The 24,165-nt window shown below is 67.1% G+C and carries 19 protein-coding genes and 2 tRNA genes; 14 read left to right on the forward strand and 7 right to left on the reverse strand.

What is annotated here, in order from left to right; translation table 11 throughout:
• Window positions 1-45: 45 nt before the first annotated feature.
• Window positions 46-918 (reverse strand): hypothetical protein, encoded by an 873-nt coding sequence (locus tag H6717_06820; protein MCB9576724.1) that lies wholly within the window; start codon window positions 916-918, stop codon window positions 46-48.
• Window positions 919-1,113: 195 nt separating this feature from the next.
• Between H6717_06820 and H6717_06825 the strand changes: the two genes are divergently transcribed.
• Window positions 1,114-1,476 carry a TraR/DksA C4-type zinc finger protein gene (locus H6717_06825; GenBank protein MCB9576725.1) on the forward strand — a complete coding sequence of 121 codons (363 nt, stop codon included), beginning with the start codon at window positions 1,114-1,116 and terminating at the stop codon, window positions 1,474-1,476.
• Between the two features lie 163 nt (window positions 1,477-1,639).
• On the opposite strand, the gene uvrA is transcribed toward H6717_06825, so the two are convergent.
• Window positions 1,640-4,504 (reverse strand): excinuclease ABC subunit UvrA, encoded by a 2,865-nt coding sequence (gene uvrA, locus H6717_06830; GenBank protein MCB9576726.1) that lies wholly within the window; start codon window positions 4,502-4,504, stop codon window positions 1,640-1,642.
• 102 nt (window positions 4,505-4,606) lie between these two features.
• Here uvrA and H6717_06835 point away from each other — a divergent pair, with 102 nt between their 5' ends.
• The 10 genes from H6717_06835 to H6717_06880 all read left to right on the forward strand — a co-directional run bounded on the left by H6717_06835 (window position 4,607) and on the right by H6717_06880 (window position 14,369).
• Entirely contained in the window at window positions 4,607-5,536 is a 930-nt protein-coding gene (locus H6717_06835; GenBank protein ID MCB9576727.1) for an SUMF1/EgtB/PvdO family nonheme iron enzyme, read from the forward strand.
• 3 nt (window positions 5,537-5,539) lie between these two features.
• Entirely contained in the window at window positions 5,540-6,370 is an 831-nt protein-coding gene (locus H6717_06840; protein MCB9576728.1) for an SUMF1/EgtB/PvdO family nonheme iron enzyme, read from the forward strand.
• A 207-nt stretch (window positions 6,371-6,577) separates the two neighbouring features.
• Window positions 6,578-6,651, forward strand: a tRNA-Ile gene (locus tag H6717_06845).
• Between the two features lie 59 nt (window positions 6,652-6,710).
• A complete protein-coding gene (locus tag H6717_06850; GenBank protein ID MCB9576729.1) occupies window positions 6,711-7,472 on the forward strand; it encodes a hypothetical protein in 762 nt (253 codons plus the stop codon).
• A 33-nt stretch (window positions 7,473-7,505) separates the two neighbouring features.
• Window positions 7,506-8,810, forward strand: a complete 1,305-nt coding sequence (locus H6717_06855) for a serine/threonine protein kinase (GenBank protein MCB9576730.1) — start codon at window positions 7,506-7,508, stop codon at window positions 8,808-8,810.
• A 44-nt stretch (window positions 8,811-8,854) separates the two neighbouring features.
• Window positions 8,855-9,355 carry a hypothetical protein gene (locus tag H6717_06860; protein ID MCB9576731.1) on the forward strand — a complete coding sequence of 167 codons (501 nt, stop codon included), beginning with the start codon at window positions 8,855-8,857 and terminating at the stop codon, window positions 9,353-9,355.
• 20 nt (window positions 9,356-9,375) lie between these two features.
• Window positions 9,376-11,625: a serine protein kinase PrkA gene (locus tag H6717_06865; GenBank protein ID MCB9576732.1), complete on the forward strand. Its 2,250-nt coding sequence runs from the start codon at window positions 9,376-9,378 to the stop codon at window positions 11,623-11,625.
• Entirely contained in the window at window positions 11,622-12,869 is a 1,248-nt protein-coding gene (locus H6717_06870; GenBank protein MCB9576733.1) for an APC family permease, read from the forward strand. The genes H6717_06865 and H6717_06870 overlap by 4 nt, the downstream gene beginning before the upstream one ends.
• Window positions 12,870-12,908: 39 nt before the next feature.
• Window positions 12,909-14,237 carry a TonB family protein gene (locus H6717_06875; protein ID MCB9576734.1) on the forward strand — a complete coding sequence of 443 codons (1,329 nt, stop codon included), beginning with the start codon at window positions 12,909-12,911 and terminating at the stop codon, window positions 14,235-14,237.
• Between the two features lie 58 nt (window positions 14,238-14,295).
• Window positions 14,296-14,369: transfer RNA gene (locus H6717_06880), tRNA-Met, on the forward strand.
• Between the two features lie 6 nt (window positions 14,370-14,375).
• Here the strand turns inward: H6717_06880 and H6717_06885 are convergent.
• From H6717_06885 to H6717_06895, 3 genes are all read right to left on the reverse strand, one after another.
• Window positions 14,376-16,280, reverse strand: coding sequence for an OPT/YSL family transporter (locus H6717_06885; protein MCB9576735.1), 1,905 nt, complete (start codon window positions 16,278-16,280; stop codon window positions 14,376-14,378).
• Between the two features lie 90 nt (window positions 16,281-16,370).
• On the reverse strand, window positions 16,371-20,102 hold the full coding sequence (locus H6717_06890) for a VCBS repeat-containing protein (GenBank protein MCB9576736.1): 3,732 nt from the start codon (window positions 20,100-20,102) through the stop codon (window positions 16,371-16,373).
• 88 nt (window positions 20,103-20,190) lie between these two features.
• Entirely contained in the window at window positions 20,191-20,799 is a 609-nt protein-coding gene (locus H6717_06895; GenBank protein ID MCB9576737.1) for a response regulator, read from the reverse strand.
• A 249-nt stretch (window positions 20,800-21,048) separates the two neighbouring features.
• Here H6717_06895 and H6717_06900 point away from each other — a divergent pair, with 249 nt between their 5' ends.
• Window positions 21,049-21,573: an HD domain-containing protein gene (locus H6717_06900; GenBank protein ID MCB9576738.1), complete on the forward strand. Its 525-nt coding sequence runs from the start codon at window positions 21,049-21,051 to the stop codon at window positions 21,571-21,573.
• Here the strand turns inward: H6717_06900 and selD are convergent.
• Complete coding sequence (gene selD, locus H6717_06905; protein ID MCB9576739.1) at window positions 21,560-22,519, reverse strand: selenide, water dikinase SelD; 960 nt, start codon at window positions 22,517-22,519, stop codon at window positions 21,560-21,562. The genes H6717_06900 and selD overlap by 14 nt on opposite strands.
• A 91-nt stretch (window positions 22,520-22,610) precedes the next feature.
• Window positions 22,611-23,045, reverse strand: a complete 435-nt coding sequence (locus tag H6717_06910; protein MCB9576740.1) for a hemerythrin domain-containing protein — start codon at window positions 23,043-23,045, stop codon at window positions 22,611-22,613.
• Between the two features lie 57 nt (window positions 23,046-23,102).
• On the opposite strand from H6717_06910, the gene H6717_06915 reads away from it, so the two are divergent.
• A complete protein-coding gene (locus H6717_06915; protein ID MCB9576741.1) occupies window positions 23,103-23,483 on the forward strand; it encodes a VOC family protein in 381 nt (126 codons plus the stop codon).
• Window positions 23,484-23,635: 152 nt separating this feature from the next.
• Entirely contained in the window at window positions 23,636-24,121 is a 486-nt protein-coding gene (locus H6717_06920) for a DNA-binding response regulator (protein ID MCB9576742.1), read from the forward strand.
• Window positions 24,122-24,165 lie beyond the last annotated feature (44 nt).

A 24,165-nucleotide genomic window follows, 5' to 3' on the forward strand; every position in this document is an offset into this window, starting at 1 on the left:
GCGATCGTCACGCTTACCGCGCCCTCGTCGCGGAGGGCGTCGAGCTCAGGGCGCGCGTTCGGCCACGAAACGACCGTCGCGCATCACGAAGCGCGTTGGAGCGTCGGCCGTGACTTCGTGACGTTCGGGGTACAGCGGGTCGCCGGGGAGCGCGAGGATTGCCTGCTCGCCGTCCATCACGAAGTACGGGCAGATCGGCTCCTGCGAGTGCGCCCGCGCGAGCTCGAGGGCGTGGCTCACGTCGCGCGCGGCGGCGAGGGTGGTCAGCGTGCTCGACGTGGGCGGCGCCAGGAAGATCTCGTCGGCTTCCCAGCGGGCGAGCACGCGCCGCGGTGTGGCCCAGAAGCTCTGGGTGGTCTCGTGGGCGTCGTGGGCGCCGGCTTGCTCTTCGTCGAGTGAAAGCAGGTAGAAGCGTGTGTCGTAGCGGCGGGATTCGGCGACGGGCGTGACCCAGCGGGCCAGGCCTTCGAGGCGGGCGGTGTCGAGCACCAGGTCGTGGGCCTCGAGCAGATCCGCAAACGCGTTCGATTCGTCGGTCGCACGGCCGCGCTCGGCGAGCTCCGCTCGCAGCGAAAGGGCCCGCTCGGAATCGACGTGCGCCCCCACCACGGGCAACAGGGCCGCCTCTTCCAAGAGCTCCCGCAGCGCTGCCACGGCGAAGGCTCGAGCGGCGCTCTCGTCTGCTGCCAGGCTTCGACTGCGCGCCGAGAGGGGCGTGGTGAGGCGCTGCCAGCGCTCGCTGCGGTCACCGTCGGCCAGCTTGCCACCAGGAAAGACCACCGCTCCGCCGAGGAATCCGGAGCGAACGTGGCGCTCCACGCAGAAGACCTCGGGGCCATCCGCCGCGTCCCGCACCACCACTACGGTAGAGGCGTCTTTGGGGGGAACCGCGTCTCGCTCTGCCGAAAAGTCGAGCATGGCGGGAGTGTAGCGGGGTTTTCTCGGCACCGTGGCCATGGGGGTGTGGCGCCCGCGCAAGGAGGAAAATTCCGCGAAAAATCCGCGCTCACTCCGCGAGAACGAAAGAGGTGCGCGAGCCGATTGACGGCGCTGAATGGAGAACTTACGTTCCGGTGCTCCGCCGGGGCCATCCCCGGCTCAGCCGACACGATCATGAACAAGGCACAACTCAAGAAGTTCAAGGATCTGCTCGAGTCCAAGCGCCAGGAGATCATCCGCCGCGCACAGCAGACCCTCGACGAGGACATGGCGCTCGACGCGAACGATCTGCCGGACGAGATGGATCTCGCCTCCAGCGAGTATCTCCAGTCCTTCACGTTCCGACTTCGCGGTCGCGAGAAGGTGTTTCTGGACAAGATCCAGAAAGCCCTCGACAAGATCGAGGACGGCAGCTTCGGCGTGTGTGACGATTGCGGAGAGAAGATCTCCGTCAAGCGTCTGGAAGCGCGCCCCGAGACCACGCTCTGCATCCGCTGCAAAGAGGATCAGGAGCGCGTCGAAAAAGACTTCGGCTGAAGCTCGCGCTTCGCGCTCCCGCGCCCCTGCATCCTGCCGGATGTGGGGGCGCACGTGCGTCCGGACGCAGAGTTTATTGGGGGTTTGTCTACCGCGGAAGCTCGTGGACGGAGCGCGAGGTCCCGCGCCGAACCAACACCCAAATGGAAATGGGCGTGCGCCCTCAGCGCCGAGACTTCTTCTTGGGTGCGGCGCTTTGCGCTGCGAGAGACGGCGCCAGGTACTTCCCGGTGTGGCTCGCGGCGGAGGCGGCGACGTCTTCTGGGGTGCCTTGGGCCACGATGCGGCCACCGCCCTCGCCACCCTCGGGGCCCATGTCCACGACCCAGTCCGCGCAGGCGATGAGATCCACGTTGTGCTCGATGACCACGATGGAGTTGCCGGCGTCTCGCAGACCGAAGAGGGCATGGGTGAGCATCTCCACGTCCGAGAAATGAAGGCCGGTGGTGGGCTCGTCGAGCACGTAAAGGGTCTGACCGGTGGCCTTGCGCGCGAGCTCGGTGGCGAGCTTCACGCGCTGTGCTTCGCCTCCGGAGAGGGTGGTGGCCGGCTGCCCGAGCTGGATGTAGCCCAGGCCCACCTGGCGCAGGGCCTCCAGGCGCTGTGAGATGCGGGGCAGGGAGTCGAACAGCGTTGCAGCTTCGTCGACGGTGAGCTCGAGCACGTCCGCGATGCTCATGCCGCGATAGCGGATCTCCAGCGTTTCCCGGTTGTAGCGGCGGCCCGCGCAGGTGTCGCAGGTGACGTAGACGTCGGGCAAGAAGTGCATCTCGATGCGCAGTACGCCATCGCCCTGACACGCTTCGCAGCGACCGCCCTTCACGTTGAAGGAGAAGCGGCCCGGTTTGTACCCGCGGGCGCGCGCGTCCGGGAGGCCGGAATAGAGCTCGCGCAGGTGGGTGAAGATGCCAGTGTAGGTCGCGGGGTTCGAGCGCGGCGTTCGGCCGATGGGCGCTTGGTCGATGCTGATGACCTTGTCGATGTGCTCGAGGCCTTCGATGCGGTCGCAGGGGCCGACCCAGCCGGTGGCGCCGTACAGCTCGGCGCGGGCGGCGCTGAGCAGCGTGTCGACCACCAGGCTGCTCTTGCCCGAGCCGCTGACGCCGGTGATGGCGGTGATGAGCCCGAGGGGGATCTCGAGGGTGACGTCGTCGAGGTTGTGGGCTCGAGCGCCCACGACCCGGAGCTTCTTCTTCCCGGGCTTGTGGCGTTTGTTCGGGACGGGCAGCTGCTTTTCGCCGGACAGGTAGGGGCCGGTGACGGAGTGGGGATCCGCCACGATGTCCGCCGGAGTGCCCTGGGCCACGATGCGCCCGCCGTGCGCTCCAGCGCCCGGACCCATGTCCAGCACCCAGTCCGCCGCCTCGATGGCGTCGCGATCGTGCTCGACGACGATCACGCTATTGCCCTTGTCGACCAACCGGCGCACCGCCTCCAAGAGGCGCGCGTTGTCGCGGGCGTGGAGGCCGACGCTGGGCTCGTCCAGGACGTACAAGACGCCCACCAGGGAAGCGCCGATCTGCGTGGCGAGGCGGATGCGCTGACCTTCGCCGCCGGACAGCGTCTGCGCCGGGCGATCGAGGGAGAGGTAGTCGAGCCCTACCTCGAGCAAGAAGCCAAGGCGCTCCGTCACGGCGCGCAAGAGCGGCTGCGCGATGGCCGCCTCCCGGGCGGCGAGGTTATCCTTCTCGGCGAACTCCGAGAGAAAGCCGCGCAGCTTGCCGAGGGGCAGCGCGCTGAGCTCGGAGATGTCCTTGTCGCCGAGCTTCACCGCCAGGGCCTCGCTGCGCAAGCGGCGCCCGTTGCACTCGGCGCAGGTCTGGGTGACCACGAAGCGTCCGAGATCTTCGGGGCCGATGGCGCCGTCGTCGAGCTCGTGGTCGGCGCCCTCTTCGACCTCGTCGGTCTCGAGCATGCGCTCCAGACGCTGCACGATGCCTTCGTACCCGCGGCTCTTGCCACGCCCCTTCTTCTTCTGTCCGTACAGGATCGCGTTCTGGCTCTCCTCCGGGAGATCTTGCCAGGGGACGTCGGCGTCCACCGACAGCGCGTCCACCAGGCGAGCGACCTCGGTGGCGGTGGCCAGAGAGCCCCGCCGGCCGAACGCGGCGATGGCTCCTTCGCGCAAGGTGCGCGTGGGGTCGGGCACCACGCGAGAAGGATCGATGGCGGAGCGCAGGCCGAGGCCGTCGCAGGAGGGACAGGCACCGTGCGGGCTGTTGAACGAGAACAGGCGCGGCTCCAGGGGAGGGAGCGTGATGCCGTAGTCCCAGCTCACGAGCCGCTCGCTCATCACTTGCGCTGGACCGTCGTCGTCCACGGCGTCGACCAAGAGCGTGCCATCGCCCAGCTTGAGTGCGAGCTCCACCGAGTCCGTGATGCGGCCCTTGGCGTCTTCCTTGACGACGATGCGGTCGACTACGACGTCCAGGTCGTGGGCTTTGGAGCGGTCGAGGGGGATGTCGTCCCCGAGGTCGACCTGCTGCCCGTCCACTCGCGCGCGGACGTAGCCGTCGCGGCGCAGCCGTTCCAGATCGCCGCGGAGCTCACCTTTCTTCTGCCGCACGATGGGCGCGAGAAGGGCCAGCCGCGCGCCTTCGCCGCGATCCATGATGGAGTCGACGATCTCCTGCACCGTGTAGGCGCGCAGCACCTTGCCGGACTTGGGGCAGTGCGGCGTTCCCACGCGGGCGAACAGCAGGCGTAGGTAGTCGGCGATCTCCGTGACGGTACCGACGGTGGAGCGGGGGCTCTTTCCCAGCGCCTTCTGCTCGATGGCGATGGCCGGGCTCAAGCCCTCGATGCTCTCGACCTCGGGCTTGGGGAGCTGGTCGAGGAATTGACGGGCGTAGGCGGAGAGGGACTCCACGTAGCGCCGCTGGCCCTCTGCGTAGATGGTGTCGAAGGCCAGGGACGATTTGCCCGAGCCGCTCGGTCCGGTGATCACGACCAGGCGGTTTCGGGGCAGCTCGCAGCTCACGTCCTGGAGGTTGTGCTGGGACGCGCAGCGGACGACGAGGTGGTCCATGGCGAGCTGCGAGAAATATCACAGGTTTACGTCGGTTTCGGCCCGCCGCCGGGGTGCAGGCAAAACCCCGACAAACTTGCCCCGGGAAGGCCGGAGGTGGCTATGGGACGAGGCGTGCTGCCTCCCGAGCTCCTGCCCCTGGTGCCCCTTCTGGTGGGTCTCGCGCCGTTGCCCGTTCCGGCGCAGGTCCAGCTCCACGCCATGAGCCTGGCGGCGGTGGAGGTAGTGGCCGCCCTGCCGGACGCGTGTCCCTCCAACATGGTGCTGGTGGACGGAGACTACTGCCCAGGGCTCGAGTACCAGTGCGACCGCTTCGTGGACGAAACCGCGCCCAGCTGCGCGAGCTACGCTCAGAAGCCCGAGTGCCGCCACAACGAGCAGAGCAAGCGCTTCTGCGTGGACAAGTACGAGTGGCCGAACAAGGTCGGGGACAAGCCCGCGGTGTTCGTGAACTGGTACGAGGCCAAGCGCTTGTGCGGCAGCGTGGGTAAGCGATTGTGCCAGCGCAGTGAGTGGACGCTGGCCTGTGAGGGACCCAAGCGCGCGCCATACCCCTACGGTTGGCAGCGCTTGCCGAGCCCCTGCAACGTGGGGCGCCCGGTGGAAGAGCCCGACGCCGACAAGCTGATCGATCCGCGAACCCGGGAGTCGGAGATCGCGCGGTTGTGGCAGGCCGATCCCATCGGCAGTCATCCCAACTGCGTCAGCGCGTTTGGCGCCTTCGACATGGTGGGCAACGTCGACGAGTGGACCGACAACAGCGAGGAGAGCAGCGAGGCAGTCTCCACCTTGAACGGGGGCTATTGGGGACCGGTGCGCAACACCTGTCGCTTGACGACCAAGACGCACGGGCCAGAGTTTCAGTTCTATCAGATCGGATTTCGATGCTGCTCCGACCCCCTCGATGGCGTGCCCGCGGCGGACAGCCCGCCGCGGCAGTCCCTCGACGCGTTGGATGCGCGCAAGGGGCCGGACGGTTGGCCCGTGCCCGTCAGCGAAGACCACCACCCGGTATCGACCCCGCAGGGCTGAGGCGTGCGCGTCCTGGCGCTCGTCGGGGTTGTCGCCCTCGCGGGGTGTGATCGGGAGCGGGAGGCGCCGCGGCCGGCGCCCTCCCGGCCGGCGCCCTCCGTGGTGGCGTCCACCGCGCCGCGAGACGCCGCCGCCGACGTGAGCCTGAGGCCGGGGCCATGTCCGGACGGCATGGTGTTGATCAGCGGAGCGTATTGCCCCTATGTCGGTCATCGCTGCGTCGACTGGATCGACGAGAAGCGCGACCGCTGCCGGCGATATGCGCCTCCTGCATTGTGCGAGGGCCGCATCCGAAACGAGAGGTTTTGCATCGATCGCTACGAGTATCCGAACGAAGCGGGGGCCTTGCCGGTGGTGATGGTGAGCTTCATCGAAGCCCGGGACGCGTGCCAGACGGAGGGCAAGCGACTGTGCACCGAGGACGAATGGACCTTCGCCTGCGAGGGCGAGGAGCGGCTTCCCTATCCGTACGGATACGAGCGGGATGCCACGGCCTGTAACATCGATCGCCCTCATATCCTGCCGGACTTCGAAGCGTTCTCCGACGACTGGAAAATCGCGCCGGAAGTGGCGAGGCTGGACAAGCGCGTGGCGAGCGGTGCAATGCCACGCTGCGTGAGCCCCTTCGGCGTGCACGACATGACGGGGAACGTCGACGAGTGGACCTTGAACGAGATGCCGAACCGCGACGCGGGCGTCGACATCTCGAGTCTCAAAGGCGGCTATTTCGGACCCATCCGCGCACGCTGTCGGCCGGCCACCCACTCCCACAACCGCTGGTTTCGCTTCTACCAGGTGGGCTTCCGCTGCTGTGCGTCGGCGAAGGCGGATTGAAGCGAGATTGTCGGGGCTCAAACAAAGCGCATCGGGGGCCGAACCGCCTGTTGCCCCCCCTGGGCGATTCGACTAGGTTTCCGGGCGTGGAGCTTGCATGTACCAGCACCGGGGTGGCCTCGTTCCCCAGTCGCTGGCACCGCTCTGCTCCGAACGGCGCGGTAGGGATATCTTCGGACCCTTCCGACGCGGCTTATCGTCGCGCCCGGGCCCATAGCTCAATCGGTCAGAGCCCCCGGCTCATAACCGGGCTGTTCCTGGTTCGAACCCAGGTGGGCCCACCGGTCTCGGCTGTGGAGCAGGACGGGACTTCGTGCCTTAGAAGGAGCTATTACCAGCTGTGACTCTTGAAGCTCAGATCGACGCGCTCGAGCGTTTGGCGGCGCTCGACGCCCAGCTCAAAGAACTAGAAGACGAGCTCAGCCGTGAACGGGATGCGCTCAGCGGAAAGCAGACGCACCTCGCGGCCCTCGACACGAAGCTCTCCGCTTCGCAAAAGAGCGTCTCGGAGATGGAAAAGGTCAGGAACGATCTGATGCAGGAGCTCCGGCAGATGAGCCTGCAAATCGATCGCTCACGAGAGAAGCTCTCCCGCGTTCGCACCGAGCGTGAGGCGAACGCGGTGCAGCGGGAGCTCGAAGAGCTGCGCAAGCTGTACCGTGACCGCGAGCTCGAGATCGAGAAGCTCACGGCCCTCGTGGACCAGGCGCGTTCGGAGATCGAGTCCACGGAGGGGGAGCAACAGGAATTGTCTGCCGAGCTCGGCCAGACCTCCAACGAGGTCGAGAGCCGCCTCGGTGGCGTCGAGAAGCAAGCGGCCGAGAAGTACGACGCGCGCAAGAAGATCGTCAGCGAAATCCAACCGACGCTCTACCGGCGCTACGAGTTGGTCCGCAAGCGCAAGGGTACCGCCATCGCTTTCACCGTGGAGGGGACCTGCAGCGAGTGCCACATGCTCTTGCCGCCCATGATGTTCCAGAAGCTCATGCGCAGCGAAGAGTTCGGCCAATGTCCGAGCTGCCATCGGATTCTCTACTTCCGACCTTCCGCCCCCGCGGAGGACGGAGCCGAGGCACAGGACACGCAATCGAGCGGAGCATGACGCTCCGGGCTTGCCCGGGGCACTGAGGGGCTCATGAAAGCGTGCGCGGTTTGTGGACGACTGTATCCGGACGACGCCGGGTTCTGTCCCATCGACGGCCGCGAGCTGGTGAGCGCGACCCAGGCACCCGTCGCGGCCAGCGCCGAAGATGCCCGCATCGGGCAGGTGATGTGCAATCGCTATCAGGTTCGCCGGGTGGTGGCCGATGGCGGCATGGGGCGCGTCTACGAAGCGCTCGACATGGCCGAGCGCCGTAACGTCGCGCTCAAGATCCTGCACCCCGACGTGGCGACGGACGAAGTCGCGCTGGAGCGCTTTCGGCGCGAGTTCGAGGTCAGCAAGCTGCTGCCGCACGACTACATCGTGGAGGTGCTCGACTTCCAGCCGACGCACGACGGCAGCTACGCCCTGGTGATGGAGTTCCTGTACGGCGAGGAGCTCAGGGCGACGCTCAAGCGGGAGCACGTGCTGCCGCCGGCCCGCGTGGTCCGCATGATGAGTCAGATCGCGATGGCGCTCGACGAAGCCCATTCGCGCAAGCTGGTGCATCGCGATCTCAAGCCCGACAACGTGTTCCTGGGTCAAACGCGGGAAGGCGACATCGTCAAGATCCTCGATTTCGGATCGGTGAAGGACAAGGGCGAGAGCGCGAAGAAGCTGACGGTGATGGGCACCACCATCGGCTCCCCGTACTACATGTCTCCGGAACAGGCGCAGGGCCTCGACACGTTGGATCACCGCGCGGACGTCTGGAGCCTCGCCGCCATCACTTACGAGTGTCTGTGTGGACAGGTACCGTTCCGCGGCAACAACGGCCCCAGCATCCTGTTGGAGATCCTGACCAAGGAAGCGCAGCCGCTCAGCAACGCTGCCAAGGGCGCCAAGTACCCGGTGCCGCCCACGATGGACCGCGTGATGCTCCACGCCTTCAAGAAGCAGGCGGCCATGCGCATCGCTTCCGTGGGCAATTTCGCCGATAGCCTGGGCATGGCCTATGGGCTCACCGGGAGTCACCGGGAGTGGGCCGCGACCCCGCAAGAAGAGCTGGATCGGACGATCCAGGAACGCCTGCCGTCGATGATGGCGTCGTCGGGTCCCGCCACGCGCGTGGATGGAGTCGCTGACGGATTCTTTGGAGAGAGCGCGGCGTTGGACGCGCCGGACCCCTTCGGCATGCCACCGCAGCCGGGCCCGATGATGGCGCCGCGCTACGGCGGCGAGGACGACATCGTTCCGATGGGCGTTCCGAAGAACAACAACCTGCCCATTATCTTGGCGGTCGCGGTCGGGGGCGCGGTGCTGCTGATCTTCGCGGTGGTGCTGATCATCGTGATCTGACGCCTCGGTGGCTGAGCATGGGCGCCCATGGTATGGCCCACGACATGAGGCTGTTCCTGATCGCCGTCGTCGTCACCACCTTGGGCTGCAGCAAGGAAGCCACGCCGGCCGCCGAGGAGCCCAAGAAGGGCAGCGGTACCGAGATCACGCCCGCAGCGGCCATGGAGCCCGCGGCGGACGAGCTGGCCAGCGCCAACGTCAGCGATTCGAAGTTCACCCTCGAGATCAAGCCCAACGGCAGCTACAAGGCGGGCGAAGCGGCGAGCGTGGAAGTGGTGCTGGACGCCAAGGCGCCGTTCCACTGCAACGACAAGTACCCCTACAAGCTCAAGCTCGATGCCACTGATGGCGTGAAGTACCCGGACACCGTGGTCAAGAAGGACGCCGTCAAGCTGGAGCACATGAAGGCGACCATGACGGTCCCCTTCACGCCGGAGAGCAAGGGCAAGAAGACCATCGCCGGGCAGTTCCACTTTTCCCTGTGCTCTGCGGACAAGTGCCTGATCGAGAAGCGCAAGCTGGCGCTCGACATCCAGGTCGACTGACCTCGTGGTAGGCTCTCGGGATGGGCTCGAAGAGCATTCTCGAAGAGCTTGAAGGCATCTCACGACGCGTTCAGCGCGGGTTCGAGGAAGAGCGCCGTCTGCTCTCTTTCTCGGAGTACCTGGAGCTGTTTTCGTCGGATCCAGTGCGGCACTCTCGGGACGCTGCGCGCTACCTCCGGGACATGTTCGACCATTTCGGGCGTACCACGGTGCAGCGTCCGTGGGGGGAGCTCACACGCTTCTCTCTGTTCGACCTGCCCTTCACGGAGGAGGACTCGCCGCGCGAGGCGCTCGTCGGACACGAGGCCGTGCAGGCCGAGCTGTACCGGATCCTGTGCAACTTCGTGCGCGAGGGTCGCCCCAATCGCGTGATGCTGCTCCACGGCCCCAATGGGTCGGCCAAGAGCACCGCCGCGGCATGTCTGATGCGTGCTCTGGAGCACTACTCCTCCGAGGACGAAGGTGCTCTTTATCGCTTCCACTGGGTGTTCCCGAATCAAGGCAAGCTCAAGGGCAGCATCGGCTTTACCGGGCAGCACAAGAACCGGCGAGACGACGGCAGCTACGCGCACCTGCCGGAGGACCAGATCGACGCTCGGCTGCACATCGAGGTGCGAGACCATCCGTTGTTCCTGTTGCCGCAGGAGATGCGGGCGAGCCTGCTTTCTCGGCTGTACGAGGAAGCGGAGGTCCCGGAGCCGCCGCCCGCTTGGATCGTCAACGGCAGCTTGTCGCACAAGAGCCAGCAGGTGTTCGAAGCCCTGCTCACGAGCTACGAGGGGTCTCTGGAGGAAGTGCTGCGCCACGTGCAGGTGGAGCGGTACTTCATTTCGCGGCGCTACCGCGTGGGCGCCGTCACGCTGGGGCCGCAGCTCTCCGTGGACGCCGGCGAGCGCCAGGTCACCGCGGACCGCTCGCTTTCAGCGCTGCCTTCCTCGCTGCAGGCGGTGACGCTGTTCGAGGCTTTTGGCGAGTTGGTCGACGCGGCGGGTGGCCTCTTGGAGTTCTCGGATCTCCTCAAGCGCCCCCTAGATGCGTTCAAGTACCTTCAGATCACCGCGGAGACCGGTGAAGTGGCGCTGCGTTCCCAGAACGTCCAGGTCAACTGCGTGATGCTGGCCAGCGGTAACGAGGTGCACCTGGCGGCGTTTCGCGAGCACCCGGAATTCGAGAGCTTTCGCGGGCGGCTCGAGCTGGTGCGCATGCCCTACCTGCGCAGCTGGGTCGACGAGAAGAGCATCTACGACGCGCAGATCGTCCCCAAGGTGCGCCGCCACGTCGCGCCCCACGCCACGGAGATCGCCGCGATGTTCGCGGTGCTCACGCGCATGCGGCGGCCGAAGGAAGATCGCTACGAGAAACCCTTGCGCGACCTGGTCTCCGAGCTGACGGCGCTCGAGAAAATGGACCTCTACTCCACGGGCAGTCCGCCGTCGCGGTTGGACGACGACGGCGCCAAGCTCCTTCGGTCGGCGATCTTCGAGATGTATCGGGAGAGCGACTCCTATCCCATCTACGAGGGCAGTATCGGTGCCAGCCCGCGAGAGATGCGAACACTGCTCCTCGATGCCGCCCAGAACCCGCGCTACCAGTGCCTGTCTCCGCTCGCCGTCTTGGAGGAGCTCGATCGACTGTGCGAGCGAACGAGCGAGTACGCCTTCCTGCAGGAAGAGAAGGTGCAGGGCGGCTACCACGACCACAAGCACTTCCGGGAGGCGCTGAAGGAACGGCTGCTCGATTCCCTGGAAGACGAGCTGCGGGTGGCCAGCGGCTTGGTGGACGAGATCCGCTACGTCGAGCTGTTCGACCGTTACATCACCCACGTCAGCTTCTGGGTGAAGAACGAGAAGCTCCGCAACCCGCTCACGGGTGACTACGAGGACCCCGACCAGCGGCTGATGCAGGAGGTCGAGGCCCTACTCGGAGTGCCAGACAAGCCGGAGACGCTGCGCCATTCGCTGATCAACACCGTGGCCGCCTGGGCCATCGATCACCCGGGCCAGTCGGTGGACAATTCTCGCGTGTTTGCCGCGCAGCTGCGACGCATGCGGGACGCGGCGTTCGCCGAGCGGCGCATCGCGGTGGCTCGCTTGTGTCGCGACGTGGTGATGCTGCTGCGCGAAGACGGCGACGGTCTGGACGACGCCCGCAAGAAGGCCGCACGCGAGGTCGTCGATAGGATGATCCGCGACTTCGGCTACGAGGAGGCGTCGGCCGGAGATGCCGCCGTCGTGCTCACCGGCGCGCGGTTCGCGGATCTCCTGGTGTGAAGCGCGCGGCCGAGTCGCTCGGGTTCGGCTCGCTGCTGGCCCTGGGCATCAACGGCATCGTGGGGGTGGGCATCTTCTTCGCGCCCAGCGAGGTGGGCGCCCTGGTGCCGGGCAACGCCGGCATTCTGGTGTACCTGGTGACCGCCTTGGCGCTGTCGCCCGTGGCGTTCGTGTATGCCACCCTCGGCGGGAAGTTCGCGGAGGACGGCGGACCGTACGTGTGGGCACGGGCCGCGTTCGGGCCCATGGTCGGCTTCGGGGTGGGGTGGATCGCTTGGGTCAGCGCGGTGTTCTCGACCTCTGCGGTGGTGAGCGGGTTGGCGGAGCACGCCGGCCCCGCGCTGGGGCTGACGCTGCCGCATCGCGTGCTTTCCCTGGCATGCGTGGCAGTCCTCGCGGGAACGGCGGCGAGCGGGCTTCGCCCGAGCGCGTGGGTGTGGAACGGCGTGACGGTGCTGAAGCTAATCCCGCTCGCCGCGTTGGTCGTCGCGTTCTTGTGGGCCGGCGCACCGCTCTCGACGACACCTGCGGGGAGCGTGAGCCCGACGAGCTTCGGCCGAGCCGTATTGGTGGTGGTGTTCGCCACCCAGGGGTTCGAGATCGTCCCGGTGCCCGCAGGCAACGCCCGGAAGAGCGCGCGAGCCGTTCCGGTGGCGACCATCGCGGCGCTTGGGACGGCGGGGCTCTTGTACGTGCTGCTTCACGCGGCGTGCGTGACGCTTCCGGATCTGGCGCACACCGCTGCGCCCCTCGCCGAAGCGGGTCGTCACTTCGGCGGCAGCTCGCTCGGGCGCCTGGTGCTCGTGGGTACCAACGTGTCCGCGCTGGGGATCGCGTTCGGCATGTTCGCGATGACCCCGCGCTACCTGGCCGCGCTCGGGAGCGATGACGGGCTCGGGCGCTGGGTGGCTCGCGGGAGCCCCCACCAGGTGCCGCTGCGAGCCCTGGTCGTCACCGCGCTGGCGGTGGCGGTGCTGGTCAGTGCCGGCGGGCTCAGGGAGCTGTTCGCTCTGTCCAGCGTCGCCGTGTTGGCGCAGTACTGCGTGAGCGCCGCCTCGCTGGTGGCGCTCGGGCTGAGACGGCGGCGCGGCCTCAGCCCGCGGCAGCTGTGGCCCGCGCCGCTGGTGCTGGTGGCGGCGGCCGTCGTGGCCCACGCAGCCACCGGCACGGAGCTGGCCGTCGCGGGCGGCGTGCTGCTGGTCGGGGCGGTCCTGCGCGGCATGCATCACGTGGTTTCACGCTGAGAGGTGGTCTCCCGGGCCGCGCAGGGCCAAGATCGGAGAATGCGTGCTGCAGACCCCGGAGCTCTGGTCACTTCGGTGGTCCTGCACGCTCTGCTCCTGGGCGTCGGCGCCTGGCTCCTGTCGCGCTCCCTCGGCGCCGACTCACAGGATGCCGGCGCACCGCCGAAGCTCGTGGAAGTGGCGGTCGAGCCCGCGCCCGCGATGGAGCTGCCGCGCATGAGCGCCGCCGGGCTTCATGGGCGAAGCGATCCGAAGGCTCTGCCGGAGCCTCGGCCCGCCGAGCCGGGTGGTGGGGAGCGGGTAGTGCGGCCGGACCAAGGTCGCACGGGTCTTGGTGGCACGGATGCGGCCAGTGAGACCGCGCTCAACCTCGCGGACAGTGTCGACGGACTGACTCTCGATCGCGATCCGATGAACCGATTGGATCGCAGCCAGGTGCAGCGCATCAAGACCGCGGCGGAGCGGCGGAGCCTCGACGACCGTCGCGCCACGCCGAACCCGATGCAGCTCGACTTCCTCGCGACGGGGCCCGGGGATCGCCCGCTGCGCCGTCCACCCTCGAACTGGGATCCCAGTGCTGGCGTCATGAGCGGCACGCGGCCCAGCGAGCGTGGGGGCGAGCTGGGAGGCCCGGCTGTCGACGACGGCTTGGGTCCCTTGCCGGAGCCGGGGGACGCGAACCCGGGAACCGATCGCAAGCGTTCGGCGCGAGGCGTCCCCGACGGGGCATTGGGGCGCGACGTTCGGCTCAGCGCACGAGTGGCCCTGGCGCGACCTTGGGTCCCGCGCGCGCGGGCGGCGGTGCCAGCGCCGGTCCGTGGCCGCCCCAACGACACCGTGGACAGCTCTCAGGAAGTGGCCAGCGCCGTTCGTTCACTGATTCACGCCAGCACTGCGGGCGGCGTTGCTGGCAAGGGGCCGGGTGGCCAGGCCGCGGAAGGCAGCCCGGGCAGTGGTGGCGTGACGGGACCCGGCTCGCGCTCGACGCCCGCGGGGAACGGCCCGGGATCGCTCCGCGATCGGAACGGGGACCCGCGCTTGACCGGATACTTCCGCGGCATCGAGAAGAAGGTCGAGTGGCGGGATGCTTTCCCGGATTGGGCGATTGCCGAGGGGCGCGGCGGCATGGCCGTGCTGGCGCTGACCCTGAGCCGAGATGGCACTCTTTCGGCAGTTCGCGTGGTGCGTCCCAGTGGGATCCCGGAGTTCGATCGGAACGTCATCGCGGCCGTGCGGCGGGCGGCGCCCTTCGGGCGCCTGCCGGCGGTGCTGGGCCGGGGACCCCTCACGTTGCACATGTCCTTCGACGCGCTGAACCCGGCCGTGGGGCGCGACGGAGCGGGTCGTGGCGGCCGCAAGCAGCCCTGAAGGGGCAAATTGCCGTTGACCTGCCCGAGGCGGCCCTTCATATTCCGGGCCCCAATCGGCCGAAGTAGCTCAGTTGGTTAGAGCACGCGCTTCATAAGCGTGGGGTCGTCAGTTCAAGTCTGACCTTCGGCACCGCGGCTACAGCACGAAGTTCTCGATCAGAATCACGCCGATGCCCATCAAGGCGCCGCCGGCGATCAGGCCGGCGCAGGTGGGCTCCTGGTTCTGGACGAAGATCCGGTTGGCCGCGCTCTCTTCGTTCTTGAACCGACGGCTGGCGATCCAGAAGAACGCCGCGCCAACGAACATCGCGAAGCAGGTATTGAAGGGGATCACGAAGGCGAGGCCGATGCCGACGCCGCTGAGCCAGAAACGCCCCTTGGTAGCGAGCTTGATCGCCTCCAGCGCGATGCCTGCAATGGCACCGAACAGCGCCGCCCAGCGCGCGGACATCTCCAGGTTCGAGAGCCCTTGGGTCAGGATCTCCGCGACCGCCTTCCAAATGGCTGCCGCCGGCATCGGGTACTGCTCGCTGATGAGCTGCGAGGGACCGTTGCGGAGGAACACCAGGTAGAACACCGGCACCGCTGCGAGGGAGCCCGCGATGATCCCGAGCACGTGACCCATGGCCTGCTGCCGCGGCTTGCCGCCCAGCATGTAGCCCGGCTTGATGTCCATCAGCAGGTTGGACGCGTTGCCCGCGACCTCACCGGTGATCCCGGCGGTCATCAGGTTCGTGGTGATGTTACCCGGAGCGATGGCGCCATAGGTGAGCTGGGTCAGCTTGCCGAGCGCGCCCGTGGGAGTGATCGAGGTGAGGCCCGTCGAGTTCACCGCGATGAGGGTGAACACGAAGATGAGGGGAACCGCCAAGGCGCCCATCCAGATGCTCACGTCGAAAAAGTGGTGCGCGAGGAACACCACCAGGCCGCCGACGACCGGGATGCCCACCACGAACACGCTCATGGGCAGCTCCACGTCCTTCAGCACGTCGCTCTGCTTGGCGGCGTCCTTCTTCCCGAACATTCCCTTGAACGCGCTGATCAACACCTGCGGCTTGGAGAAGAAAGAGAACAGCGACGCCGTGGTCATCATCGACACGCCGCCCCACAGTGACCACATGGTGATCGAGCGGAAGCCGTAGTGGGTCACGCCCTCCACCACCTTGCCGTGGATGTCGCCGCGGACGATCATCCAAGGCGCCAGCCACAGGTAGTTGATGAGGGCACCGATCATGATGGAAACGCCGGTGCGAATGCCCATCAGGCCGCCCGCCGCCATCATTACGAAGTCCGTGTCCGGCCGTACCGTGAGCTCGCGTAGGTCCACGCCCCGAAGCTTCAAGGTGCCGAGCTTGTACGCCCACTCGTCCAGGTACTCCGGCAACGCCAAGAACCCGAGCTTGAGCTTCTCCATGATGGCGTGGCTCTGCGCGACCTTGAGCAAGGCTGCGCCGCCGCCGGTCACCACCAAGATCTTCGCCTTCAAGAGGCCGCTCTTGGCGTCCCCCGTGTGCAGTGCGTCCATCACGATGCCGGCCGCGCGCCCCTCGGGGAAGGGGAGCTGCTCGTCGTTGATGAAGCGACGCTTGAGCGGAAACGCGAACAGCACCCCCAAGAGCGCGATGGACGCCGCCCACATCATTGCCGTCGTCATGGGGATGACCTTGCCGGTCACGATCATGTAGGCCGCGAGGCTGGAGATGAGCGGTGAGGTCATGTAGCCCGCCGCCGTGGCGATGGACTGCATGCAGTTGTTCTCGAGCAGGGTGAAGTCCTTGGCCACGCCCATGCGGCTCATGACCTTGAACATGGCGAAAGCCAAGATCACGCTCGTGATGCCGACGCCCAGGGTCCACCCGGTCTTGGCACCCACGTACAGGTTGGTGAGGGACAGCACGCTGCCGATCGCCATACCGGTCACCGCCGAACGGACGGTGAGCTGCGGCATGTCCCCCTTGTAGACGTTGTCACGCCACCACTGGTCCTTCTGCTCCAGGGTCCAGTCGCGGATCTGCTCTTCGGTCAGCTGCTCGATCGCCATGCCAGTGCTCCGGGCTATCGCACTGGCATGCTTTGGGCTGCAAGCCCTTTGACGGTCAAAAGGCCTCGCTGCACCCGTTCGGCGCAGCCACTAGGAGCGACGCCGACGCCGGAACAGGAGCCCCAGGGCGGCGAGCAGGCCGAGGAGCGCCGTGGGGGTTCGACGCGACGACGGCACGCTGCAGCCGCAACCGCCTTCCGGCGAGAGATCCTGCTTGGTCGCTGGCGTGGGCGTGGGTTCTTCGGCTTGGACGCACTTGCCCTCGCTATCGAGCTCCAGGGGCGTTGCGGCGCCCATCAGCTTGCCCTGGTCCAGGGGCACGTCCAGGTTCCCGGTGTTGCGGTTGTCGTGGTGGAAGCTCTCCCAGGTGATCACGCCATCGGTGGTGCCCTTGGTGTGCCAGGCGTAGAGCCAGCCGCTGCGCGAGTTGACGACCACCTCGAGCTTGTCGTCGCCGTCCACGTCGCCCACCGCGGTGGTGGCGATCACCCATTGTCCGGTGAACTTGGGCCAGCCCTCTGCTTCGCGGCCGCAGGCGTCCACCGCGTGGACGTAGTAGCCACCGCTTCCCGTCAGCACTTCCGGGTAGCCATCGCCGGTGAGGTCGGCGATGGCTTGGTTGTTGAAGAAGGTGAAGTCCTCCAGTACCACCGGGCTCGCGGGGAGCATGGCTCCGGTCTTGCCGCTCCACATCGCGAGCAGATGCTGCGCCGGGCCGTCCGACGGCTTGCTGGAGAGCAGGCTGCCGGCCATGCTGAGGGAGCCGCCGCTGGACACCACGTCGGGCGTTCCGTCCTGATCCAAGTCGCCCAACGAGGGTTGAGCGAACAGCGGAAACATGGTGTCGGGGGTCACCGCCTGGGAGTCCGGCCCAAAGATGCTGGTGGGCTCGATGCCGCGGGCCGGCTCCCCGGTGTTGGGGTCGGTCCGCTCCGGAAGGGCGTTCGTGGGAGTGGAGCCCAGCGTCTGCTGGGTGCCGGGATCCACCGGCAGAATCAGCGGTGAGCTGGCGTTGCCGTGGAAGATCACCTCGGGCTTGCCGTCGCCCGTCATGTCGGCGCTGACCGGGGAGTTCGGCACGCCTTCGGCCACCAGCGGGAACAGCTGGAAGCTCACCATGGTGACGGGCCAGTGGGGCAGGTAGGGCGGGTCGCCGGCGAGGTTGCCGCGGCCGTCGATCATGAAGAACGCACCCGAGCCGCCGCCCTTGCCGAGGCGCTCGTTCGAGCCGACCACCACGTCCTTGACGCCATCGCCGTTGAAGTCGGCGACCGTCGGCGTGGTCATGATGCGGTTGTACTCTTCGTCCGAGCTCGCGGAGTGGTGGACCTGCACAGGCCATCCGTCACGTGGCTTCCCGTCGGGCTCGAAGACGTACACCTTGCCGTCGAAAGCGGCCTGGATGATTTCGAAAGTTCCATCACCATCCAGATCTTCGATGACGGGGCTGCCGAACGCCCCGCGGTCGATGCGGGTCACGGTGTCCATGCACGGCTTGGCGGGGTCCTTGGGCTGATCCAGCGCGCAGCTGGGAACGTCGGGCAGGGCCACGGGGAATCCGCTCACCGGCGTGCCGTCGTGGTTCACCGCGTAGATCGTGCCCTCGTAGCTGGTGAACACGATCTCCGGCTTGCCGTCGTCGTCGATGTCCGCAATCGCCGGCGTCGTGCTGATCGATTCGCGTGCCTTGTCGGGATCGATCGCCTTGGGGTCGGTGTACCCGGGTGCCGACAGATAGCTCGGCGTACCGTTCTGGAGCAGTCCCCGGATCCGGTTCGCCAGCGCTGGGAACCCCGCCACCATCGTCGGCTTGCCGCTGGCCAGGGAGAACACGTTGAGCTTGCCGTCCGAAGTGGCAATCACGATGTCGCGCATGCCGTCGCCGTCGATGTCCACTAGCTTGGGGCTCGACTCACCGCTGCCGCCCAGATACACGGGAAAGCCGTCCAACAGATCGGGATCCTCGTGGACGGCGTAGGTGCGCCGGAGCTCCCCGGGCACGTCGCCAATGGACCCGCCGTAGTGGGCGACGGAGCGCACACGCACCGTAATGGTGTACTTGTTCTCGCCGTGGGGGCTGTCGATGTCCGGCTCGTGGCTGGGATCGATGTCCCGCACCTCGAGCTCCGCTAGCGGGGTGCCGTCTTCCCCCAGCACCGTGCTGCTGGGGATGTTCTCCATCTTCTTGACCAGCTTGAAGGCGGAATCCAGCGGCTGCACTCCCGGTGCCCACTCCACGAACACGTCGTAGCTGTTCGCTCGCCGCGCGCTCACGGTGCCCATGATGGGCACGGGCTGCGTGACCTGATCCTTGTACAGGGTCTCGAACCAGTAGGGCCGGACGATGTCGACGTCCGGCGGTATGCGGCCTTCCTTGACCCACTCCACCGCCGTGTTGGCGTTGATGCGGCCATAGCCGAAACGCTGGTCGAAGCCTTCCTGCGACCAGAAATACAGCGTGTTGCCCTCGCGGGACTCCGGGATGTCGATGTCCTCGGCGGTCATCGTGAAGAGCTGCATCGCCTCGCCCGCCGAAAGCGGGGGGGTGAGGTTCGACTGCTTTGCCATCGAATAGACGAGCCCCGAGATCCCCGAAAGGCGTCCCGTCGCCTCGCTCGAGCAGCCGGTACCAGACGCCGACAGGAAGTTTTGGCCGCCGTAGTTGGTGCAGGTGTTGAACGACAAGAAGCTCCGGGCCGTCGTGCTCTGCTCGTCCGAGCCGAGCATGGTGATGGCATGCACGGGCATCGTGTGGTTGGCCGTCGCGGGATAGTTGTGATGGCGCGAGTTCTCGTCGGCCATGCTCGCGACCACCACCGTGCCGTTCTTCCAGGCGTAGTCCATGGCGGACTGCGCGAAGCTGGACATGTTGATGGTGCCCAACGCTTCTTGGATCACGCTGGCGCCCTTGTCCGTGGCGTACACGACGGCCTGGCCGAAGTCGTTGGTGTTGGCGATGAAGCTGTCCCCCACACGGAGCAGCATGAAGCGGCACGCCGGACACACACCGGCGTCCCCCTGGCCGTTGTTGGTCGCGGCGGACGAATCGCGCGCCTCGCCGGTGCCGTGTCCGTAGCGTGTGTCGTCGTACGGATCGTTGTCGTCCTTCATGAAGTCCCAGCCGGAGATGTCGTCGACGTAGCCGTTGCCGTCGTCATCCTTTCCGTCCGAAAAGTTCAGGATCAGATCGCCGGCGTCGAGCAGCCCGTTCTGGTTCTTGTCGCCCTTGGGATGGTCTTGAGTGGCATCCGGCTGCAGGCCGGGGTGATCGGCGTAGTCGCCCACGGTGAGGATGCCGTCGCCGTTGCAGTCGAACAGGTCCTCCGTGGGCTTCTGCGGATCCAGCGGCGCGCACGGGCTGGAGTCGGCGTGCAGGGGTGGGAAGCTCGCCAGCTCGCCCTTGTTCAAGTAGGCCTTTTCCACCAGATCGCTCTCGTCCCAGCGAATGCCGCTGTCGAGCACGGCGATGAGCACTCGGTCGTCGCCGATGGTGTGGCGCCACGCCAGATCGATGCTCATGCCGGATGCCGTCTCTTGCGGCCTGAGCTCCGGCGCCCCGGGCGAACGATCCGGTATGAAGGAGTAGAACTGCCACTGTCCCTTCTTCCGCTCACTGGGCTTGGAAGACGCGACGTAGCCGTAGCCCGGATCGTTGGGCCAGTTGTCCGGGTTCTTCAGATCTTGGGCGCTGGCGCCGGAGGCCGGCGGCCACGCAGCGCTCACGGTGGCCTCGCTGACCAAGAGCAGCGCGGCGGTGCCAAGCAGCGCGGCTCCTGCGCGGCGGATCAAACGCGGGCGGGCGGCGGTCGTTCTGTCGATCATGGTCCTTCTTTCGGGCGACCCGCCGGCCGGACGGTGGAAGGGACGGACGGCGGCGCCGCAGCAGCCTTTTGGGGGGCGACCTGGGCGGTCAGTTGTCTCCGAAGAGATCCTGGATCTTGGTCTCGAGGGCCATCGCGATCTTGTACAGGCTCGAGATGGACGGGCTCGATTCCGCGCGTTCGATCTGCGACAGGAGCGAGATGCTGAGACCGGTACGCCGGCTCATCTGCTTCAACGTCAGCTCCTTGGACTTCCTCAATCCGCGAATGGTGTCGCCGATGATCTTGTGGAGCTGCTCTTCCGGGGTTCGCGCGAGCCCCTTCTTCTTCATCACGCGGGCGAGCACCTCTCGGAACTCGTCCACGTTGAAGGGCTTCTTGATGTAGTCGACGGCGTCGAGCTTCATCGAAGCGACCGCGGTGTCCAGGTTCGGATGTGCGGTGAAGATGATGACCGCCACGTCGCTGTCGAACGATCGAATCCGTTTCAGAACCTCGATGCCATCGAGCTTCGGCATCATCAGGTCCAGGATGATCACGTGGTAGCTACCCTGGCGGACTTCGTCTTCCACTGCTGTTGGATCGCTCTTCGTCTTGACGACGAAGCCGTCCTTCTCCAGCAAGGTCTGCATGTAATCGCAAATCGCACGGTCGTCGTCGACGATGAGAATCCGCACGGCGGGGACTTCGATCGGCACGGGTCACTCCTCAGGTCGCGGGACAGCGACCGATTGCAGTGACACTACAATAGCCCAAGCTGGTCCGGCAGCGCGACCCCCTATCCTGCTTTCTCTCGAATTACCGCAGTATTTGCGGCTTCTTTTTGTTGGTCCGGCGCGGCATCCCCGCGGACGACCCCGCGCTAGGCTCGCAGCGTGGACTCCACAACCCCCTGCTACAGCGAGCGCGTCGACGACGCGCTCGCCTTCGTGGCTCACGCCTTTCGCATGAAGCTGCGCAAGGGAACGGGTACGCCGTACCTCGCACACCTGCTCGCCGTGTCCGCGCTCGTCGCCGAGCACGGTGGTGACGAGGACCAGATCGTCGCCGCGCTCTTGCACGACACGTTGGAAGACATCGACGGCGTGACGGCAGACGACATCGAGCGACGCTTCAGCGCCCGTGTCGCGGCATTCGTCGTGGCGCTCAGCGACACGACGACGCGTCCCAAGCCGCCTTGGGAGGAACGCAAGCGGCGGTATCTGGCGCATCTGCGGAGTGAGCCCGCCGAGCTGAAGCTCATCAGCGCGGCTGACAAGCTCCACAACGCACGCTCGCTGGTGCGCGACTACCTGCAGGTCGGTGACGCGCTCTGGGACCGCTTCACCGCGTCCAAGGAGCAGACGCTCTGGTACTACGAAGCCGTGCTCGGCGCGCTGGTGGATGGCTGGGAGCACCCGATACTGGGCGAGCTCGAGCTCACCGTGCGCGAGCTGCTGGACATTGCCGGCGGCGAGTTCAACCGAGACTGATCGTCTTGGGCTCGTCGGCGACGATTTCGCCGATCACCACTGCCGGCGCCCCCAGCTCCGTGACCAGGGCATCGGCCTGGGCGGCGGGTACGCACAGCAACAGCCCTCCGCTCGTTTGGGCGTCCGCCAGCACGGTGAGCAGGGCAGGGGGCAGGCTCTCTTCTCCCCGCAGCTGGGCCTTCACGTAGCTCAGGTTCCGCTTCGAGCCGCCGGGCACGTGCCCCGCGCCGGCCGCCTCGAGGGCGCCCGGGAGCAGCGGGACCCGAGCGGCGTCGAGGCGCGCCGCGACGCCGCTGGCGCTCACCATGTGCCACAGGTGGCCGAGCAGTCCGTAGCCCGTGACGTCGGTGGCGGCGGTGACGCCGCGCCCGAGCCCGGCGGCGCAGGCCCGGGCGTTGAGGGCCTGCATCGAGCGCACGGCGTGATCCATGTCCTCGGCTCGGGCGGCACCGGCTCGCAGAGCCTGAGCCAGCACGCCCGTCCCCAGCGCCTTGGTGAGAACCAACTTCTGTCCCGCCGTGGCCTGGCGGTGGGTCCAGGCGCCATCGCGGGCGACCGAGCCGACGACCGCCAGTCCGACCTTCGGCTCCGAATCGCGAATGCTGTGCCCGCCGACGATCCCGCACTCTGCTTCCCGAGCCTTGTCCGCGACACCGTGAAGGATTTGTTCGAGCACGTCGAGGCCGACGCCGTCGGGAATCCCCACGAAAGAAAGCGCTACCTCCGGCCTTCCGCCCATCGCGTAGACGTCGGACAGGGCGTTGGCCGCGGCGATGCGCCCGAAGGTCTCTGGATCGTCCACCAGCGGGGTGATCACGTCCAGGGTGAGGACCATGTCGCGTTCGGCGCCTTCGGGATGGACCACCGCCGCGTCGTCGAGCGGCCCCGGCGCGGAGCTCACCCAACGATGGGAGAAGACGGGAAGGGTTTTCAGGACCTCGACCAGGTCCTCAGCGGGGAGCTTCCGCGCTCAACCGCCGCCCTTCACGAGCTCGGTCAGTCGAACCGTGCTCATGGCGCCTCCTTTCTCTCCCCGTTCAAAGGACGTTCCTGCCCTGGCGGGCGAGCGCGTCCAGGAGTCGCTCTCCGAGGCTCGGATCGCCGAGCTCGTCGGCCCAGCGGTAGAGCGCGTCGTCCTCGCGCTTGGCGTGGTCGCGCAGCCGCTGCAAGAGGTCCGTCGCCGCGTCTTGCCGCAGCGTGTGCAAGTCCACCCGGACGCCGAGATCTGCGACGCGCGTGAGGATGTCCTCGTGCTCGCGCCGGAGCTCGGCGACCTCGTTCGGGTGTGCGTCCTCGAGCCGTGGCAACAGATGGCGCTCCTCGGCGTCGAAGTGCGCCTTCACGCGCCGCTCGAACGCCGTCCAGCGCTCGACCAGGGTCGGAGCGTTCGCGCCCTCCACCACGCTCTCCAGCTCCTTGAAGGAGCGCTCGAGTTGCTCGTGGTCGTGGAGCATGCGCTCGCGAACGGTCATGCGCCAAGCCTTCCGGGGAAGGCTCCAGCCGTCAAGCGGATGCTATACGCTTGCACAATGCCCGTGACCGACAGCATCACCATCTTGGCAGTGGCGGATCTGGGGCGCGCCGCCGCGCTGTATGAAGCGCTCTTGGGAGCGCCGCGCTCGGTGGACACCCCGGTGTACGTGGAGCTGCCCGTCTCCGCCGGCCATCGCCTGGGGCTGTATCAGCGGGAGGGCTTCGCACGGAACACCGGTGAGCTTCCGGCCGCCATCGCCGGCATTGCTCCAGCCGAGCTCTACCTCCGCTGTGACGACGTGATGGCGGCCATCGAGGTTCTCGAGCGCTGCGGCGCCCGGCCGCTGAGCCCCCTCGGCCCCCGGCCCTGGGGCGACGAAGCCGCGTATTTCGCCGACCCAGACGGCTTCGTGGTCGCGGTGGCGCGGCGGGGTTGAGCCGATCTGCTATCAGTCTGCCAGCCATGGACCGTCCGCCCGACCGCCGCTCCAATCTGTTCGCCATCGCGCTGTTCGCGGTGATCGCGCTGTCCATCGGTGGCGATGCCGCGTTCGACTTCCAACACGGCGCGGGCATCGATCACATCTTGATGGAGATCTCGGTCACCGGTCTCGCGGTGGTCGGCGCTGTCGTGTTCACCGTTCGCCTTCGCCGTCAGGCGGCAGTCCTCGGCGAGCGGGCCGAGGTAGCGGAGCAGCAAGCGGAGACTTGGCGCGGCGAGGCCGAGCAGCTCCGCGGTGAAGCGGATTCCCTGCGCGATCATTTGGCGGACGTCCGCGCGGAAGCCGAACGCTGGCGGGCGGAGGCCAAGGAGGCCCTCGATGGGCTCGGCGTGGCGATCGACGCACAGTTCGAGCGCTGGAGCTTGTCCAGCGCCGAACGCGAAGTGGGGCTCTTGCTGCTCAAGGGACTCTCGCACCAGGAAATCGCCGACGTGCGCGGGGTGAGCGAGCGTACGGCGCGACAGCAAGCGCGAGCCGTGTACAAAAAGGCGGGCCTTTCCGGGCGCGCAGAGCTGTCCGCCTATTTCCTCGAGGATCTCCTGCTCCCGCAGGACCAAGCGCGACGCGGGTGAGCCGGGGCGCGACGGGGCTCGCGGCGGACCGACATGCTCTCGGA

Source organism: Polyangiaceae bacterium (genome assembly GCA_020633235.1).
Lineage (GTDB): Bacteria > Myxococcota_A > Polyangia > Polyangiales > Polyangiaceae > JACKEA01.

Excerpts from the sequence above, each read along its gene's own strand:
- H6717_06860 (MCB9576731.1), top strand. The coding sequence starts at position 8,855 with ATGAGGCTGTTCCTGATCGCCGTCGTCGTCACCACCTTGGGCTGCAGC.
- H6717_06865 (MCB9576732.1), top strand. The coding sequence starts at position 9,376 with ATGGGCTCGAAGAGCATTCTCGAAGAGCTTGAAGGCATCTCACGACGC.
- H6717_06875 (MCB9576734.1), top strand. The coding sequence starts at position 12,909 with ATGCGTGCTGCAGACCCCGGAGCTCTGGTCACTTCGGTGGTCCTGCAC.
- H6717_06920 (MCB9576742.1), top strand. The coding sequence starts at position 23,636 with ATGGAGATCTCGGTCACCGGTCTCGCGGTGGTCGGCGCTGTCGTGTTC.
- H6717_06820 (MCB9576724.1), bottom strand. The coding sequence starts at position 918 with ATGCTCGACTTTTCGGCAGAGCGAGACGCGGTTCCCCCCAAAGACGCC.
- H6717_06890 (MCB9576736.1), bottom strand. The coding sequence starts at position 20,102 with ATGATCGACAGAACGACCGCCGCCCGCCCGCGTTTGATCCGCCGCGCA.
- H6717_06885 (MCB9576735.1), bottom strand. The coding sequence starts at position 16,280 with ATGGCGATCGAGCAGCTGACCGAAGAGCAGATCCGCGACTGGACCCTG.
- H6717_06825 (MCB9576725.1), top strand. The coding sequence starts at position 1,114 with ATGAACAAGGCACAACTCAAGAAGTTCAAGGATCTGCTCGAGTCCAAG.
- H6717_06835 (MCB9576727.1), top strand. The coding sequence starts at position 4,607 with ATGGGACGAGGCGTGCTGCCTCCCGAGCTCCTGCCCCTGGTGCCCCTT.
- H6717_06900 (MCB9576738.1), top strand. The coding sequence starts at position 21,049 with ATGAAGCTGCGCAAGGGAACGGGTACGCCGTACCTCGCACACCTGCTC.
- uvrA (MCB9576726.1), bottom strand. The coding sequence starts at position 4,504 with ATGGACCACCTCGTCGTCCGCTGCGCGTCCCAGCACAACCTCCAGGAC.
- H6717_06910 (MCB9576740.1), bottom strand. The coding sequence starts at position 23,045 with ATGACCGTTCGCGAGCGCATGCTCCACGACCACGAGCAACTCGAGCGC.
- H6717_06915 (MCB9576741.1), top strand. The coding sequence starts at position 23,103 with ATGCCCGTGACCGACAGCATCACCATCTTGGCAGTGGCGGATCTGGGG.
- H6717_06855 (MCB9576730.1), top strand. The coding sequence starts at position 7,506 with ATGAAAGCGTGCGCGGTTTGTGGACGACTGTATCCGGACGACGCCGGG.